Consider the following 17,962-nt stretch of genomic DNA (forward strand, 5'->3'; position numbering starts at 1 on the left):
CTATGTTCTTTACTCCTCATAGTCTTGTACAGGCTTGGTTAACTGGCTCGACTATAACGGAAACTTTCTTGGGATGTTGTCAGGTCCCTGTGAGAAGTACCACGATCGTTCTGACCACAAGCACATAGACCAGATGAATGATGATGATCAGGAGTGTGGCAAGTATGAAGAATAGAGTCTTCTTCTCAGGAGTGTCCTCTCGCCTCATGATCTTCTGGAAGAATATGATGAACAGGAACGCTGCCCCTGCCCAACCAAAGGGGACGATTACTGGCATCTCCCAGAGAATGGTCACAGCATTTGCAGGCCAGATCCACCACTGAGTCTGTGGTGCTCCGGCAGCAACCTCTACAGGAATCGAGAGAATTCCCGTATTGATTGCTGCAATGAGGGGAATGCCCCACCAGCGTTCGCCAAGTGATGGAGCAAACGCCGCAACAAGCCGTTCCGAGATGATCCAGCAGGCATAAAATGACGCCGACCAACCAAAGCCCATCATCAATGGGGCCGCACCAATGTACAGCGGATGGTTCGGATAGACATAGAGCTGTGGCATCAATGCAACAATATTCTCTCGCACGATGCCAAACACAAAGCCGCCTACAAAGAACGCGATGGTCTCCCAGTGGTCTCTATAGAGCCAGCTGTGAATGATGCACAGAAGGCAGCCAAGCATGACCGTCAGTGTCACGATCTCAGCGTACATCATCTTGCCTCCTCACTCTGACGGTAGCTACTGACCACAATAACAAGACCACGATCATAGGCACTATCGTGAGAGCACGTAGTGTATCTGCAATGATGATCATATCTACAAGTGCCATCGAAACAAGCACGACCAAGATGGCCGTGACCGGGAGCACCTCCTTTGCAAGATTCATCAAGAATCACCGTAGCCATGAGTGCTCGGCGAGTCTAAAGTGTTCTCCCAGCATGTTCGTTCGACCTATACGCCACAGACTATTCTGTTGTCATTGAGGCTTTTCCAAGTCGTCTTAATCTCACAAGTGCGATGAGGAATAGTGCTGGTCCGACTATTAGCATCCCATATACTTCAGTGGCAAATAGAAGAAAGTCTAATGGTGGAACGAGCGCCATGATCGCCGCCATGATGATGAACAATCCCATGATGCGGAAGAACCAACTCTCCCCGACTATGGTACTGTTATTGGCGGTCTCAAAGACGGTCTCGATCTTCGGAGATGCGCGTAATATGAGAACTATGACAATGTAAAAGAGAAGCGTGACAATTATTCCGTCAGCCCCCGGAATTCTCTCTGGAAGCCATGTTGGAAACGTTAACGCATAATATGCAGCGATGAACAGGCCGACAAGCATGAGTCCTTTGGAACCGAGAATAATGCTCTCGATTGAGTGGGAACTCTCTCCCCTGCTGGCAAGCTTGTATACGATTAAGATAAGGAGTGTACAGGCTATCGCTACTGGTACTACACTTACAACATCATATCCTGCACCTCCTGCTAATCCTGCCCCTCCCATGATCGCAATTACTATCCCAATGGTCTTGTTCCGGCGACTGGGTGTCAGCCATTTCGAATGTCCTGTCAGGCATGACGAGTCTGTCTCATTAGTGCGCATCAGCATTTGATATGCCAAAATCGGAATGATGAATGAAAACAGTGGATGCCAGAAGAAGATGATCATGACGGTCTCAACGACTGCAATTCCAAGGATTTGTATTGCTGGAGGTGCAGTCTGTACCATGAATCCGCCCCAAACGACCTTGGTCATCCAACTCTCATAGAGTCCAAAAAGAATTCCCCACAGGTAGAGATGCGGGATCGAGAACCTGTGATATCTCACGGCCAGTCCAAGAAAGAAGAGGATGTGTGACCAATACAGCGGAAATGCGATGAGCCATATTATGAGATCGAATGGCCACAATGGTGATGAACCTGAGAAGACCTCTGCAAAAGTCATTGATAAAAGGCCCAGAAGAAAAAGTGGTAAAAATCGATGTTCACTCATTGTTCGCTCATCCGACGCTAGTTTTACAACCGTTGTTTTATATTTTATAAGTCTATGAAAACAGTTCTCAGTTCTGACTTGAATCAATCCGATTAAATGATGATGCGATTAAATTCAAATAGGGTGTGATTCACATAGTCCAAGTGAGATTATGATCATTGACTTTTCTATTATATGGTTTCATTCACTTAAAACTTGATGTTCCAGCTCCATTCTGTTCATCAGTTTTGCTATAATTTATTTGGTATTGCTCCCCCTCTTGTGTTTTATACACACATTTCTTTGTTCGTTCTATTTTACTTTTCTTACTTGACTTGTTGTGAGAGATGTTCTGCTGTCACGAATCAGTTTAAGTTGGATAGATGCTTCTGATTTTCAGATCTGTAGATAATAGATAACTCGTCCTAATGCTTGTTCTCTCATTGACTTTTCACATAAAGCCATCTTTTTCCACTCTATTTATAATCATGCTCCGGCTTCGGAAGAGCACATTGTTATGGTGACACAACAATTGTCCCATTTTAGTAAAGTATGTTTCAAAGTTTTTCAGATATCATGACTAACTTGTAAGCAAAGTTTATACGCATTTAGTCTATTGATTGGTTGAGGAAGGAATTCTCATGGGATATATGGGGATAGTGGGTCGTGCAATGAGTGCACGAGTAAATCTAGGTCGGTCGGTCGTCATAGACGTAATTTCTTGAAACTGAGGACTGCACTGCTTGTGATCGCTGTGTTGTCGCCATTGTGGGTCATGCCGCTCTCAGCACCAGAGATATTTAACGTGCCAAAAGGGGATACTAATAGTGCTACACATCGGGCTTTCCGTAGCAGTAAGGAAACTGTTCCCTCTGAGAACTATGTTCCAATAAATGAAATCTTGGCATGTCCTGTTTCTGATTCTGTAGACGCACATGCCGAGAACAAAAGAAAATTTTACAACATGATGGATGATAATTCCGCAATTCTTTTCCTCCAGACTGATTGGAAGTCACAAATTGAAACATATTCTAAAGAATGGATGTCAAACGGAACAAAGAACGATGCGAGCCAACAGAATATTCCGACCCGGGTTCCTTCCTATAGACAGGTTAGAAGCATTTGGAACGAATCTCATTCCCCCTCTTCCATAAATGTTCAGGACACAAGATTGTCCAAGAGTAAGACTGCTGGCTATTTTAGCGGGCATACGTGGTCGTGGGAATATGGTCCAAATGACCGCCATGTAGAAGCACCAGAAGTAGTACGACCACTAGAGGGTAACTGGTTCCCCCAGTCATCCTACTCTAGAATTACGTACCAAGCAGTCATATCCCCAATTTCCAAAATCTCGTTCCGTATCGAACGTGGTGCTGATACTTATGCCAGAAGGATACGACTCTATTGTGGCAATTACTTGCTTCTTGACGATGTAATCTCATCATCGGAGCAATACTATGAGGCCTCAATACTGACGACTAATATTCCTTTGGGTATCTATTTTGTCATGATGGAGATTAATTATGGCGGTTACAAATTTCGTGGCTGGAATCTACGATACTGGCAGGTATTCTATTGTGATAGTGAAGGTTATTATCAACCAACCAGAACTGCTTATCAGCAGTTTCAAAAAGAGCGATCGTCCACGCTCGAATTTTGTGTTCCAATGGGGCCTCACACAATATTGAACCTAGAAACACAGAATTGCCACGATATTTACACGAGATTGTTGTACGTGTATGTGGACGATGTTCTCAAGCAGACCTTGTATGCCCCTGGTGCATATGAAGTTGAAATTGCGAATTTTGTTTCACCGGGACTACACGATTTGAAATTTGTGCTTTACTATGGTGATCACTTTTGGGGGTATTACTCAAAGTCAATCAGGCAACTATGTGTGACATACGAATACAAGCAAATTGAAGTAGATTCAATGGCGACTCATGTACAACCGTCCACAGTTTTTGAGAGGGTCGAAACATATTACCGAACCCATGGCTATAGACGTATAGTATTTCATGTAGATGAAACTAATATCCCCTATGATTATGAACTCACATACAATGAGGTTAATAGTCTATATTGGTCACATTGTAATCACATAGGACAAGATAGATGGGTATGGGGACTTTACGGACATACTGTTAAAGATGCATGGGGCTGGGCACAATTTTCAGAACAGCGTTTTGTCATAGGAGATCAAGTATCAATTGATTTTATGAGTGGCTCCGTTTCTACGGAGGATAAACGGGTATGGATTCTTACTCATGAATTTGGTCACACAGAAAAAATGTTAGACTTTACAGGCTACAAGACTGATGTGTATACAGAAAAACAGTATGGGTTCACGTATGTGGATTGGTACACTCCACATTATCCATCAAACAGTTGGCGTGATCGACTTGAATGGGTATGTAGTTATTGGTAATTGTATAGAACCGAACGGTATAGGAGATGATTACAATTGAGAAATTCTCGGAGAACGTTAGTCTTAACATGCGTCATATTTTGCTTTGTGTTAAGTTATGGAATCTCTCCCACAGATGCCAGTACATTTAACAACACTCGGCTGCACTCGAAATCGGATATTCAGGGGCCAATCATAATCCCCAAGATGCCCGAGTTCATTGATGCAATTGGTTCAGGCGAGAACGATACCTATGCATTAATACTAAGGGCAAGTGTAACCGATCCAGATGGAGTTGATGAAGTAATCGGAAGCTATTGTAATCGCTCCGAGAATGTGTGGCACAACGTTACCATGCAGTTAGACCTAGAACAGAGTGCTGAAGATATCAGCGTACCAGTCTATGTAGCTGTTGCACTTAACTATACACTAACCAATACGAATAGTGGTGTCATTTGGGATGTCAAAATTTATGCACGGGATAGTTTAGGTCATTGGAGCGTTAATACCACATTTCAAAGTGTAAACCGACTGTGGTCATCAAATCCTACTTCAATAACCATATCTGCTACAGATTGGATCGTTGGTATTTGTGTTATAATATCAGTAGTTGTAATCATTGGTGTGATTATCAAAAGTAAGACTTTCCCGGCGGAATACAGATAACAGGACTTGAAATAATAAAGTACCGGGCCAGTCATCAGTGACTACAATGATGTCTAAATACAATTCATCATATACAACCTTTGATTCAAGGAGCCATTGTTGATTGTAAGTTGGACTATCTAGGGCAATAGGTCCGGAGTCCGCTCACCAACGGCAGTGGGCAACAACTACCTCACTGTCAAGGTGAAGGTCATACGTGAACTGTGGTCTGGAGTATTTAAGTGCCTATACACAATGTCCAAGTTTTATGAAGCTGTCCGCGAGCCACTTTCCTTTTGGTCACAGCTGCCTACATCTCTGTGGCTGCATTATTGTTCCAGCGGCTTGACCTGTTAGCAACATCTGTATCTGCGGATTACTCCCTATACCTGTCCGGAGTTGTAGCTGGTGTCCTCGTTTTAGTGGTCACTCTTGTTATCTCCGGCTATCTCTGGAAGACTGGCTGGAATCGTCTTCAGTCAGTTTCTCGTGATGCTTAGGTGGGCGGACTCTGGACCTATTGCCCTAGATAGCCCAACTTACAATCAGCGTCAGTATAATTCGTTTACCGTATCTGGCGCGGCCCCCCTGTGGCTCTAATGAGGACGGTAATCACGATGCGTGTACAAGTTCTAATGCATAAATTATTATCCTCTGCTTCTTTGAGTTTTCTGATTCTATTGTTTGTTTTTGTGAACGGTAGTCTAAACTTCTATATTCTAATGGCCCTACTTATTTCTCAATGATGTACTTCGTTTATATAATCGAGACCGAGGACGGGACCTACTATACTGGTCAGACAAATGATCTCTCCCGCCGTATAACCGAGCATCTCTCTGGGACGACCAAGTCCGCACGATACCTGAGAATGCACAAACCGCGTTATCTCGTCTATCTCGAAGAGTGTGAAACTCGTGGGCAGGCAATGCGTCGAGAACGTCAGATTCAGAAGAATCGCCGTCTAAAGTTGAGCCTGATCGGCCCGCGACGAGATCTTCTGGAGTTTATTGAGACCCCGGATGATGGCTCGTGAGGGATGACCTTCTGCAAAGGCTCATATCATCGATTGCCATACGTTCTCTATCAGGTGCGGCCAAGATGACACAGTTGATCATTGCTATTGATGTTGGAACCTCCGGTGTGCGTGCTATGCTCTTTGATGCGACAGGCGCAGTTCTGTCAAAAGCATACGAGGAATTTGATAGCATCTTTCCGAGCCCGTCGTGGGTGGAACAGGAGGCTCCGAACTGGTGGACTACGACATGTAAGGTCCTCACTAGGGTGATCAAGAGCGGGCCGTATGATCCTGCGGACATTGCAGGTGTTAGTGTGACCAATCAACGTGAGACCGTCGTTCCCATTGACGAGTCCGGAAAGCCCCTTCGTCGAGCCATTGTCTGGCAGGACCGGCGCACGGTCTCCGAGTGCGATTGGATTCGTACTGCCCTGCCCCCCGAGGAGATCTATAACATTACAGGTCTCACGATCGACCCGTACTTTACCGCACCTAAGATACTGTGGATAAAGACGCACGAGCCTGATCTCTTCAAGGCCACGCACAAATTTCTACTCGTTCATGACTTTGTAATCTTCAAACTCACTGAGCGTTCTGTCACAGACTATTCCAATGCAAGTCGTACTATGCTCTTTGATATCACTCAAGCCCGATGGTCTGACAAAATTCTTGATGAATTTGGGATTCCCCGTGAGAAACTCCCTGAACTGGTCAAGTCTGGCAATGTGGTGGGTGAGGTCTCGACAGCGGCCTCGGAACTCACAGGACTGGCTGCTGGAACACCTGTGGTGGCTGGTGGGGGCGATCAACAGTGTGCAGCCCTTGGTGTCGGTGTGGTCCGTGAGGGAATGACCAAGGCGACCACGGGGACTGGTACCTTCATGCTGACCTATTCGAATAGTCCGCGGCTGGATCCTAAGAGGCGGTTGCTATGCAGTCGCCATGTCGTAGATGGTGCCTTCGTGGTCGAGGCAAGTATGTTCACTACTGGTTCAGCCCTGCGTTGGTTCAGGGACAATCTCGGCGTTGAGGAGCGTGCAACTGCTGAGAAGCACGGGATAGATCCGTATGAGGTTCTTGCCAGAGAGGCCGGTTCGATTCCTCCCGGTTCAGAGGGTGTCATTCATATTCCACACTTTGTCGGGGCAGGGGCTCCCTACTGGAACCCACATGCGCGCGGAGTGTTCGCCGGACTCGCCCTTGGTCACACTCGTCCGCATCTTATACGTGCAATTCTTGAAGGGGTCTCCTATGAGTTACGGACTAATCTTGAGGTTGTCCGAAGTCTGGGTCTTGAGGTCTCAGAGATGCGGGTGACTGGCGGAGCTGCACGGAGCGAAATCTGGATGCAGATTCAGGCCGATGTTCTCGGTGTCCCCGTGATCCGGACACAGATCGAGGAGGCCACTGCACTTGGTGCTGCCATCCTCGCCAGCGTGGGCGTGGGCATCTTCAAGTCGATGAACGAGGCTGCGGAAGAGATGGTACGCACCCGCCCACCACTTCTCCCAACTCCTAAGAATCGGGCCATTTATGACACAGGGTTTGAGCGGTACCGACGTGTCTACGCGGGGATTGCTGATATCCACTGGGACTGAGTGCAGTCCCTACTTGGCGTAGACGGCCATCTTGTTCCCCTTGTCAAGCACCATGATCTTGACCTTTGGGTCTTCATGAATCCACTCATCGATGACCTTCTGTGGGTCCTCAACCTTTTCCAGATGGACCCGTTCAACGGTCTCCCTATCAAGGTCTGTAAACATCCTGACTCGGACACGTCTTAATAGATCCGCAAACTTGTATGCCTTGTGTTCATAGAGATGGTACTTGCCTTTGATCGACTCAAGGACTTCCTCAATAGGTGCAGTCAGTTTATTATAGAAATTCTCAATTGCATTCTCTGGGGCCACGCCGTCTTTGCACCTAGCTAGGAAGAGCACCTCTCCACCGTTGGCGACAGCATTCTTTGTCAGCTCCAGTGCGCGTTGTGCATGATAAAGACTCTTGTCCTGTGGATATCCCCCCGGCGATACTACGATTCTCGGGACGGTCTCAACAGTGAAGGCTGCAATCTCATCCAGTACCTCGATGCCCCCTGCGGTCACAGGCTCGGGTTTTCCTGCATCGGCCCACACCAATTTCTTTTCAGCCGTCACGACAGAGAGTGTGAAGATCTGAGCATCCTTTGCGATCATCTCCATTGCCTCTCTCATATCATCGGCTAATGGGTTATCTCTCCGCTTCGGATCTGGATGATAGGGATGCACGCCAAATGTCGATTTCGGGTCCAGTGCCATTGAGTGATTTGCCTCAATGGTCGCAAAGGCACAGACTCCCGGGAGAAAGTCCTTTACAACATTGGAATATCCTGCAAAATAGTGCGCCTTCATGTCTGCAAGTGCCACATAGACATCATGCCCATACGCATCCTTGCTGATGATGACTGGTGTACCCCTGCTCGTCTTTCCCAGATCGACCATGTCTGGTTCAAAACAGTCGTGGATCTTGACGCGGTAATTGTGTAGGCCTGCGTCTTTGGCCGCCCGCTTGATCATATCCACGATTTCATGGTTCAGCGGATGGTCCACAACATGTGAGCCTGTAGTGACAATGAACTGAACATGGTTTGCATGGCGCAGCAACGGTGTGACTGCACTGATTAGTTCCCAATGCGGTTCGTCACGGGTGTGATCCTCTACTAGCACACAGACGCTCTTGCTCTTGACCATGTCTTCTAGATGTGGGCCATGCGGATTCTGTAACACCCGTTCCAGTTCTGCCATTGTGTCGCTAAGGGTCTTCACGGCTTTTGGAGTCACAACTCCGGCCAAGTTCTCGTCGGGAATGTTCAATTCTACTTTGCCATCACCATACGTGATCTTCACTTGCATTGTCAGGCCTCGCATGTAATTATTCTCCGCCTTAGAAAAGCCTTCGGCCTTCTGCACTTTTTGAAGATTCTTGCGACTGTCAACATTATTCTTCCTTATACTTGATATTTCAGCAAAACGATGAACTTGATCTTGCTGTTTGTTAGAAATGCAAAAATATCCCGTTAAAATAAATTAATTTGCTTGTTTTATTACCTTCAAACTTTCTTACCCGAGAGGTTAATTCTCATACCTAGGAGGTAATCAAAGTTAGGTGGGATCCAGCATATAACTAGTATTTCACTAGCGAATTTTCAATGGGTGTTGAACTTCACGAATACGATTTCACATGAGCATCTAATGCGCAGCACAAGTAAGTATGATCGCTGCTCTCGTGATAGGTCTCGGAGTCTCTTTTCTATTAGTCGTTAGAGCTTCGATGTCGTCTATCAATTACAAATGACAAATTATATTGCTATTTCCACATACGCACTCTGTATGAGTCGCAATGGCGAAGTGACAAGGCCGGGTGCAGATCTCTCAGGTGCGGGCCGTTGGTGTGCGATTGCTACGGAATTGCCCTGTGTAGTGATCTCGCTCATGCTGGTTGGTCAAGTGATTGGTTCATCAGTGGGAGGTGTTCGGGGAGGGACTACTGGTGCACTGATTGGTGTTATTGCAGGAGTGATCTTTGGCACATACAGCGTATATTTGACAGTTCAGCACTTTGAGGCGGTGGAACGAGCCGAGTCAGTTCGCCGGACATACATGCCGCCACTGGAAGAGATCTTGGAGGAACCGGAGTTCCTCCGCGATTACGATCCTGATGAGCGACCGCATGACTGAATACACGGACGAGTGCGATTCATTCACTTGAGGAATTCTTCGTCGTCCATGTCAAGGACTTCGACAACAACCTTCGTGGCGCTTCTGCCAACTGCTGCAATAATTATCTGAATGAGAAGACAGATGACAAATGCACCTAGTGCAAGCCCGAAGATCCGTAGCGAGATCGAATTAAGGGACGTCGCCCAAGGGCCAAGGAAGTTCTTGTCAATGAGGTACCATGAGTAGAGGCCAGTGATCGCCATCATCGTGACAAGGATTCCGTACGTATAGATAACGGTCTTGACCTTTGGAGTGTCCATTCGCACCTCTTGAAGGCCGGGGCCGACAACTGCGTCACCGATGCGTCTAGAGAACCTGACAAAGAGACCAAAGGCTGCCAAGAATACAACAATTGTGACGACAATGCCGATGAGGATCAGTAAGGTCTGGATGTCGGGGTCTATTGTTGGAAGGAATCCTCCAATGAGATATGCTGCGACCGAACCGACCATGACTATGACTGATATGATCTGAATGACGAAGGTCATTCGTGCTGATGTGCGAAATATGCTTCCGAGATCAAAAGTATCGGGTCTTCCCGAAGAAGTCCGTGCGTCTTCAACCATAATTCATCCACTCGGACTAATCGATTGGTGTGCGCTCTTTTGAATTCTTCGACCACATACTCTCTCGCTCCCGACTGCTGGAAAGCTCTGCCTGATGGCATCTGCACTGCCTGACTCATACATTAGGTCGTGTCGTCAACCTTATAACAAGGCACCAGTCCTCGTGCGATATCACCGATGGACCATGATAATGGTAGGTTACGCGGACATGTCCTTCAGATCGGCAAACGAATACGCTTTCATAAATGCACGAATTCGAGGATTGAAGTCTCGATTATTGACTGTTGGTGACTATGAACGGATGCTGCAGGCTGGAGGATATTCGGAGTTCCTGAAGTTGCTCATGGGGACTTCCTACGGGCCAATCATCAGTAGAGAACATATTCCGGGTGAGATCTATCCTGATGAGCTATCACTGATTCTCTCCAAGTATTTTGCAGAGGTCAGTCATGCTATTGCCAGTTCTCTCTCTGGTAAGATTCGTGAGTTCTCAGAGACCTACATGAATATGTTTCTGGCTGAGAGTATCAAGTCCATACTTCGTGGGCTTCATGTCAATCTTGACAAGGACGAGATCCTACGATTTGCAGTACCAACAACACCAGAGGAGGCCGCACTGTTCGAGCGTCTTGTGGACATGGGTACTGTTGACCGGATGATTGACGAGCTCCCCTTTGCCGACATGAAATTGGCTCTTCTGACACGTCTCCCGGCATATGACAAGTATAATTCTACCGCTCCTTTGGAGGTGGCTCTGGAGGAATGGTATCTGCATACGATGCATCATGTGCTGAGCGAGTTCTCGCTCTCTGAACACCGCAAGGTGATCTTGGCCCTTGAGACCCGGGTCGCTATGAGAAATCTTCTCACGGCAGTTCGTGCATTGCACTTTGGCCTCTCTGAAGATATTCTGGAGGTCTCGCTCATTCGCTTCACACCGGCCGTGAATCGATTGAATGACTCGATCAAGACAAAGACCAACTGGAAGGATGTCTTTGCACTGTTTGACGGTACGAAGTACGCCACATTGGTTGGACACTTATCGAGGATATACACAGAGGGTGAAGACCTCTCGGAAGTTGAACTGGCAGTCGAGGACTATCTGGCCCAGGACATACGGAAACAGATGGTGGGGTATCCATTTCATCTTGGAGTGATCTTTGGGTTCCTGACTCTGAAATATTATGAGGTTCGAAATATTCGGTCCATCGCTGTAGGGATTGAGAGAGGCGAACCAGCCGAAACAATAAGACGGATGATCAACATATTCTAACGGAGGAATTGAATGATGAAATTGAACAAACGGACAAGCAGCCTGTTGATGTTCATTTTGGGCGTTGTCGTATTTGCGCTCATATTCGCCACGTTCATACTGCCAATCTCTGCTTTGGAAGTCCCCGGCCAGGGGTTCATGCCATTGCAGACTGGAACTGATGTAGGTGGGGCCATCGGTGGTATCGCCATTGGTGCTGGCCTTGCTGTTGGTCTGGCAGGTGTTGGCGCAGGCATTGGTATGGGCACTGCATCAGCAGCAGCACTTGGAGCAATCACAGAAAAACCTGAGACCTTTGGTAAATCCATCCTCTATGTTGTATTCATTGAGGTCATTGCCATCTACGGATTTGTGATCGCATACATGTTGATGGGTTATCTTCCAGGACTGATGTCCTAGTTAACATCATACAAAAAGAGCTTAGAGGAGAGGCATTGCCTCTCTCTCCATATTTTATTTTCATTCTCTTTCCGTGAACAAGATCGAGGCGATCTTATCTCTGATGGCTGACTGAAGGCGTTCGTAGCGTGCCTCAATCGTATTGTCCACCCACATGTCCCCATCCGTTGTGCGTATGATGGCTCCACCAGATGCCTGAGTGTGTTCCTTTGCAATGCTCAGTTTGGTCTTCTTACCAGTCGTCTTCTCGATCTCCTTGACCAGTTCCGTGAGATCAAGTGTCATCTTACTGCTCTCTGGAACAACAAGTTCTAGTTCCGGTGATGCAAGAGCAATTCCCGCTTCGATTATCAGCCTTTTCAGAATTGGCTCAAACTCCTTCTTCCCTGCGAGATCAGTAGCCTGTGCAAGAACCTCGTTCATAATCGAAGTGATGAATTCATCTTTTGCACGAAGGATCTGTTGTTTGGCCTTGAGCTTTGCATTCGCCTCATATCTCTTAATGACCGTCTGAGCCTCACGACGTGCCTCGGCCTCTATCTTTGTCCGGATCTGCTTTGCTTCTTCCTTTGCCGACTCGAGTCTCTTGGCCTTGTACTCCTCGGCCCTCTTGATGATGGTATCAACGCGATCCTGAGTCTTCTTGTTGATCATCTCGATGATATTGTCAATACCGCTCACGATCATTCCTCTCCCCAGAATAGCTTGAGTGCCTCTTGAGTGGCGCGTTCCCGCCTCTCATCAGTACGAGCCTTGAGGCTTGTGATTGTCTTTTCCGTTTCCTTCTGGATCTGGGTGACTACATCGTCATGTTGGTTCTCCAGTTCCGCCCGGATCTTGATGGCCCGCTCATTGGCTTCTTGTTCCGCCTTGGCCAGGATACGCTTCACTTCGGCATCTGCGCCGTCACGTATCTCTTTTGCTTTCTTTTCAGCGTCTGCAATCTGCTGATGAGCCTCAATCTCTGCTTTGTGGATCCTGTCCATCGCGTCGTCTTTAGCTTCCATTTACAGCACCTCAGAGCACGAAGGGCTTGCTGTGTGCCTGAGTCTCTCTTGATAAAGATTGACCTATGTCATAAGCTTTATCAACGGTGCCAGAAGCGTCACCTCACTCCGCAATGAGTCTGACTTTCGACCGTGGGGGTCGGACCCCTTGACCTAAGGTGATGTGAGAAATGGGTTTGTCCATGTCCCCGGCCAAGATGGTGATCGCTAAGATCGTAACTCACAAGGATCTTGAGCGTGAGGTGCTTCTATCACTCGAAGAGTTTGGTCTACTGGAATTCATTGATATTCGTCAGCAGACTGGTGTCTTTGAGATTCCTCCCTCTTCAGGCGAGGAGGCGGCATTGAATCTCTTAGATCGTCTGACCCATATTGCCTCGTCATTGGGTCTGGATCTCAGTCGCCGAATAGGCAGATTTGCTGAGGTTGACGATCAGACCTTGGACGCTACACTCAAGCAGGCCAATGAGGTCCTCAAGTCGATTGAGGCAGAGGTACTGGACATTAGTCGAGACACTGCGGTGGCACAGCTCGAACTTCAGAAACAAGTGAATCTTCGAGATGTCGCATTATCACTCGAGCCTCTTGGAATCAGTCTTGATCTCATTGGGGCTACTGACTTTACTTATACCACGGCTGGAGTTGTACCTCTGGAGAACCTCTCCAAGCTCGAATGGAGCATCAAAGAGGTCACTGAGGGCTCTTTTGCCATGCGCTCGGTCTCAGGAGGAAAGAGCCGTTCTATTATCTCATTGACAGTTCCAATAGATCTCAAGCCGGGAGTTGACAGGATTCTCTCCGCCCTTGGATTTGAACACTTCACCTTACCTGAAGAATCGGAGGGGCGTCCGGAAGCGATTATTGCCGAGGCTGAGACGAGCATCGCTAAGATCGAGGCCACACTTGCTCAGCTAGAGGCGCGCCGTAAACTGCTAGCCAAGGAGTGGGGGCCACGAGTTCTTGTTGCTTGGGAACTGATGGAGATCGAACGGCATAGGATCGAGATAAAGAACTACATGTTCTTCACCGAGCAGGCCCTCAAGCTCTGGGGATATGTTCCCGCAAAGGATGCAAAACGGCTGGAGGAGATTCTCCGCCGACGTATTGGTAAACCTCTTGAGGTCACGTTTGAGGATCCTGATTTTGTGGAGGCCGATTCGCCAACCTACCTTCGTAATCCCTCTTTCATGAAGGCAACAGAGGATGTTGTCGGCTCTTATGGTATTCCATCCAAGCATGACCTTGACCCGACAAAGATCATGTGGCTGACCTTCCCTCTGATTTTTGGACTCATCTTTGCAGACGTGGGCCAAGGCTTTCTTATCCTGCTCATTGGTATCTTTGCATGGCGTGCTGACAAGAAGGGTCAGGACTGGGGTTCGACCCTTGGGTATGTCCAGAAGGGTGCACTCGGCCTGATCATGTTAGGGATATTTGCGATGTTTGGTGGTTTCCTGTTTGGAAGCTTTTTTGGGTCCGAGACCGTGATTGAACCACTCTGGCCTATCTTTGCACATACTCTGCCAAACGGAGAACCTAATCTATTCCGTGCAACTCACATGTTGAAGCTCTCGATTGAGGTGGGTGTCCTTCAGATGTCTATGGGCATCCTGCTCAACCTGTACAACAGTCTGAAACATCGCGAGTATCGAGAGGCCACAGTCGCCTTGAGCTATATCTGGCTCTATCTCGGTTTCGTCAATCTGCTCTTTGGGGTCAGCAGTAATAGTATCTCAAAATGGTTCAACCCCTCTGGCAATGTCAATCTCTGGGTTCCACTACTAGGGATTGGTCACGGTTCCGGAAATAATGGGGTCTATCCAACACTCCCGCTCAGCCCACTCATCTTTAGTGTTCTCTGCTTTGTCATTCCCTTCATCATTTTGGGGATATCTTCGCTTAAGGGTGGCATGGACGGCTTTGTGGAGTTCCTTGAATATGCAATCGGGATGATCAGCCATACTGTTTCCTATGCTCGAATCTTCGCCCTTAACGCTGTTCACATGATCCTCAGCGGGCTCTTCTTCCAACTCCTTCCACCGCTTGTTGTGATCCCCATGCCTCATGTTGTTCTCTTTGGTTTCGAATTGATTCCTGAGCATATCATGGAGCACGGGCATTTGGTCCAACCATATCTTCCATTACTTGGGGCGATTGTTGGCACATTTGTAGTAGGCTTTCTGGAGGGTCTGGCTGCATTCATGCATACGCTTCGACTGCACTTTGTTGAGTGGTTCAGCAAGTTCTATCATGCTGGTGGGATTCCGTTCCGGCCCTATCAGATAACTCGACTGTTCACTAGGCCGGTCTATGAAGTGGCAACGGTTCAAGTTGCCACAACGAACTAGTGGCGCTCCCCCGACGCGGACTATTGTCCAGCTGCGCCAAGATAGAGTGCCGCTAGTTCAGTATCGCCAAAGTAAGTTGGTTCCTCGTCACGAGAGATCTTCTGTTTGCTATCCCAGACACTGCGAGCCAGTAGATCAGCGGTCTTAGCCTTCATGCCCACTGATTGGGCGGCCTCCATATTGCCCATTGCTTGGAACGTCTGGGCTGCGACTGTGTAATTACCAACAGCCTCGCGTAGCTTGTCACTTGCTTCAGTGAAGTACGTTCGGGCCTTTGTCTTGTCGCCCTTCTTTGAGGCGAACTCTCCAAGGAAGTTGCTCTTTGCCGCCTGAAGGCGCATGAGATCTCCCTTGAATTTCATGACGACCCCCTGAAGCTGTTTGATCTGCGCATCAACATTGTTCTTTAATCGAATGTTCGAACCTGCTACATGTTGGAGTTCCAGTATTGATGCCTCAAATGCTGCTACTGCATGTTGGATCCTCTCAATGGTGTTGTCATGTGCCTTTATTGCATCGCTCATGTCTTCATTAATGTCCATGTCTGCAATATCCGCTTCCATTCTGTTGAACATGCTTGCTCGCTCTAGCTGTGTTCTGAAGGCCCATTGTTCTGACTGTTTTGCAAAGACTTGCGCTTCTGAGGCGCAGGATGTTGCAACTGCCAGTCTGCCAAAGTCACGCAGTTCTGTTGCCTTGTCTTTTGCCCCGATCTTTTGATAATACTCCGCAGCCTCTTCGGCGTGTAGATTTTCGAGAATCCGTGAGACCATGAATTTGATTCCCTGCTGAAGCTGTCCGCTGAGCTGGAATTGGATTACATACTTGAGGTTCTTGAGAACCGCAATAGTTCTGTTTCTCAGTCCTCTGATCTCATCATCTTCTTCCTGAAGGCTCAGTAAGATCCCCAGACTGGTCAGTCCTTCACGGATTGATACCAGTGCATCAGAGGGTGCACTCTCCATCTGTGCCACAGCCGAATCGATTGCCTTGTTAATATCCTGTACCAAACCCTCACGGCGGATGCTCTTTGCCAAATCGATCTGATCTATGATTCCGCTCATGGAGTCGCTGTTCTTCTTCAGCTTGTCTTCAATAAACGCAAAAATCCTCAAGTTCTCCCGAATCGCTCCCGTGAGTTCTCTACTCTTTGACAGTTTCTCGGCCTTTCTGAGGCTCTTGAAGATGTCCTTGAGCGTGGTGATCGCGCTGTCACGATCTTCGCTCTTTAGCAGGTCTGTTAGATTCCCTACAGTGGCCTCGGCCTTGCAGAACAATGCCTGTGCCTTATTGTGGTCCTTATCAGCCTGTGCCTGACGAGCATTGATCTCCAGTGCTGCAGTTTCAGAGAAACACTTTTCGGCTCTGCCAAAGGAGTCCGATGCCATCTGATACAACTTGGCAGCGTCCTCAAGATTTCCGGCACGCATCTGGGCATTTGCAATATCATTGTACGTCATGCCAAAATAGACTTCCGCCAGTCCTGATGTATTCGCCTTCCACGACTTGATCTTCTCAATCTCCGACTTTTCCGCGCCCGCTTTCTTTAGAGTCGGGATTGCTCCATTGTACAGGTCGGTTGCCTGTTCGTAGATGAATGCGTAGAGAATATCACGCCATACGAGTTCGTCAAAAGGATTGAATGCCTGCCTGAATGTGCTCTCATATCCTATTAACTCGTTGAGAAACTCATCATAGAACTCTGCCTCAGCGACGTTGTTCTTCCCCAAGATTTCGTCCAGCTTGGTCTCGACCTTGTCCCCTGATTCTTTGATGAGTTGATGGATCATCTTTCCAAGGGCCACTCGTCTGAGTTGCTGCGTGCCATCGGTCTTGACAGGAATCGCGCTGAACGATTTCTCTAACATAGTGTAGACCTGTGCCAGATGTTGTAATGCCGCCTTTTCCTTGTCCTCATGTTCTTCCTCGCTAAATGGTCCTGAGGCAGCAGCAGCCTGATGAAGCCACGACATTACTCTAGCCATCCAGATATCGGCAAGATTGTTCTGAAGTTCGGTCTCCAAGTCTGTGAGTGCCTTCTCAAGCTGTGCTTTTGTTTCACCCTCCGCATGCTTGATACGTTCTCGCAAATAGGCAATGTCAAAATCAACACCCATGACATTTTCGCTAAAATTGGCCAGTTCGTCATAGAGCTTTGTGAAAGCATCATGCATCTTGATGCGCCGTTTTTCAAGGCCCTCCTCATCGTCTATGTCATGCTGTGAGAATTCTCGTACAGCCTCCTGTGCGGCCTTGTTTAATGTGTATAATCTCTTTGTGTAGACAGTTATGTCCGATTTGGGAGTGGAACCTTTTTTGGATAGGGTGTTTGGCAAATGGCGCAACCTCCTTGACGCTTGATCACATTTGGCATCCTTGCCAATTCTATTGGTTCTTTGGTGGCATTCACTTAAAGACATGAAGGTATGAGAACGGTATGTCCCGCTCGTAATCAATGTCATCGTCATGCGTGTCTTGGCAACGGATTCAGATGTGATTAACTAGAACACTTACTCTTGTACTTAAGACTAACTAGGATTGAGTAAAACGAAAAATAGTGGATTGATGGCTGCGGC

17 protein-coding genes are annotated in these 17,962 nt (G+C 47.6%); 9 read left to right on the plus strand and 8 right to left on the minus strand.

Going from position 1 to position 17,962, the window contains the following annotated elements:
- Positions 1-79: 79 nt before the first annotated feature.
- The 3 genes from K9W43_04945 to K9W43_04955 form a co-directional block, all read right to left on the minus strand.
- Positions 80-709 (minus strand): hypothetical protein, encoded by a 630-nt coding sequence (locus K9W43_04945; protein MCF2136571.1) that lies wholly within the window; start codon positions 707-709, stop codon positions 80-82.
- Positions 696-881: a hypothetical protein gene (locus tag K9W43_04950; protein MCF2136572.1), complete on the minus strand. Its 186-nt coding sequence runs from the start codon at positions 879-881 to the stop codon at positions 696-698. Before K9W43_04950 ends, K9W43_04945 begins: the two co-directional genes overlap by 14 nt.
- A 79-nt stretch (positions 882-960) precedes the next feature.
- Entirely contained in the window at positions 961-1,989 is a 1,029-nt protein-coding gene (locus K9W43_04955; GenBank protein ID MCF2136573.1) for a hypothetical protein, read from the minus strand.
- A 700-nt stretch (positions 1,990-2,689) separates the two neighbouring features.
- Here K9W43_04955 and K9W43_04960 point away from each other — a divergent pair.
- The 5 genes from K9W43_04960 (at position 2,690) to xylB (ending at position 7,633) form a co-directional block, all read left to right on the plus strand.
- Positions 2,690-4,396: a hypothetical protein gene (locus K9W43_04960; GenBank protein ID MCF2136574.1), complete on the plus strand. Its 1,707-nt coding sequence runs from the start codon at positions 2,690-2,692 to the stop codon at positions 4,394-4,396.
- A 186-nt stretch (positions 4,397-4,582) separates the two neighbouring features.
- Positions 4,583-5,041: a hypothetical protein gene (locus K9W43_04965; protein MCF2136575.1), complete on the plus strand. Its 459-nt coding sequence runs from the start codon at positions 4,583-4,585 to the stop codon at positions 5,039-5,041.
- Between the two features lie 275 nt (positions 5,042-5,316).
- Positions 5,317-5,520 carry a hypothetical protein gene (locus K9W43_04970; protein ID MCF2136576.1) on the plus strand — a complete coding sequence of 68 codons (204 nt, stop codon included), beginning with the start codon at positions 5,317-5,319 and terminating at the stop codon, positions 5,518-5,520.
- A gap of 242 nt (positions 5,521-5,762) precedes the next feature.
- Positions 5,763-6,053 carry a GIY-YIG nuclease family protein gene (locus K9W43_04975; protein ID MCF2136577.1) on the plus strand — a complete coding sequence of 97 codons (291 nt, stop codon included), beginning with the start codon at positions 5,763-5,765 and terminating at the stop codon, positions 6,051-6,053.
- Between the two features lie 65 nt (positions 6,054-6,118).
- The gene (gene xylB, locus K9W43_04980; protein ID MCF2136578.1) at positions 6,119-7,633 is read left to right on the plus strand and encodes a xylulokinase; all 1,515 of its coding nucleotides are present in this window, start codon (positions 6,119-6,121) and stop codon (positions 7,631-7,633) included.
- Positions 7,634-7,642: 9 nt separating this feature from the next.
- Here xylB and larA read toward each other — a convergent pair whose 3' ends face one another.
- Positions 7,643-8,941, minus strand: a complete 1,299-nt coding sequence (larA, locus tag K9W43_04985) for a nickel-dependent lactate racemase (protein MCF2136579.1) — start codon at positions 8,939-8,941, stop codon at positions 7,643-7,645.
- A gap of 462 nt (positions 8,942-9,403) precedes the next feature.
- On the opposite strand from larA, the gene K9W43_04990 reads away from it, so the two are divergent.
- Entirely contained in the window at positions 9,404-9,751 is a 348-nt protein-coding gene (locus K9W43_04990) for a hypothetical protein (GenBank protein ID MCF2136580.1), read from the plus strand.
- 23 nt (positions 9,752-9,774) lie between these two features.
- Here the strand turns inward: K9W43_04990 and K9W43_04995 are convergent, their stop codons facing one another.
- Positions 9,775-10,359: a hypothetical protein gene (locus K9W43_04995; protein MCF2136581.1), complete on the minus strand. Its 585-nt coding sequence runs from the start codon at positions 10,357-10,359 to the stop codon at positions 9,775-9,777.
- 190 nt (positions 10,360-10,549) lie between these two features.
- On the opposite strand from K9W43_04995, the gene K9W43_05000 reads away from it, so the two are divergent.
- Positions 10,550-11,632 (plus strand): V-type ATPase subunit, encoded by a 1,083-nt coding sequence (locus tag K9W43_05000; GenBank protein ID MCF2136582.1) that lies wholly within the window; start codon positions 10,550-10,552, stop codon positions 11,630-11,632.
- Between the two features lie 12 nt (positions 11,633-11,644).
- A complete protein-coding gene (locus K9W43_05005) occupies positions 11,645-12,031 on the plus strand; it encodes an ATP synthase subunit C (GenBank protein ID MCF2136583.1) in 387 nt (128 codons plus the stop codon).
- Positions 12,032-12,091: 60 nt separating this feature from the next.
- Here the strand turns inward: K9W43_05005 and K9W43_05010 are convergent, their stop codons facing one another.
- Both K9W43_05010 and K9W43_05015 read right to left on the minus strand, forming a co-directional pair.
- Positions 12,092-12,712, minus strand: coding sequence for a hypothetical protein (locus K9W43_05010; GenBank protein MCF2136584.1), 621 nt, complete (start codon positions 12,710-12,712; stop codon positions 12,092-12,094).
- A 2-nt stretch (positions 12,713-12,714) separates the two neighbouring features.
- Entirely contained in the window at positions 12,715-13,038 is a 324-nt protein-coding gene (locus K9W43_05015; protein MCF2136585.1) for a hypothetical protein, read from the minus strand.
- 170 nt (positions 13,039-13,208) lie between these two features.
- Between K9W43_05015 and K9W43_05020 the strand changes: the two genes are divergently transcribed.
- The gene (locus K9W43_05020) at positions 13,209-15,386 is read left to right on the plus strand and encodes a hypothetical protein (protein ID MCF2136586.1); all 2,178 of its coding nucleotides are present in this window, start codon (positions 13,209-13,211) and stop codon (positions 15,384-15,386) included.
- Positions 15,387-15,406: 20 nt separating this feature from the next.
- On the opposite strand, the gene K9W43_05025 is transcribed toward K9W43_05020, so the two are convergent.
- A complete protein-coding gene (locus K9W43_05025) occupies positions 15,407-17,722 on the minus strand; it encodes a hypothetical protein (protein ID MCF2136587.1) in 2,316 nt (771 codons plus the stop codon).
- Between the last annotated feature and the right edge of the window lie 240 nt (positions 17,723-17,962).

This window comes from Candidatus Thorarchaeota archaeon, assembly GCA_021498125.1.
Taxonomy (GTDB): Archaea; Asgardarchaeota; Thorarchaeia; order Thorarchaeales; family Thorarchaeaceae; genus B65-G9.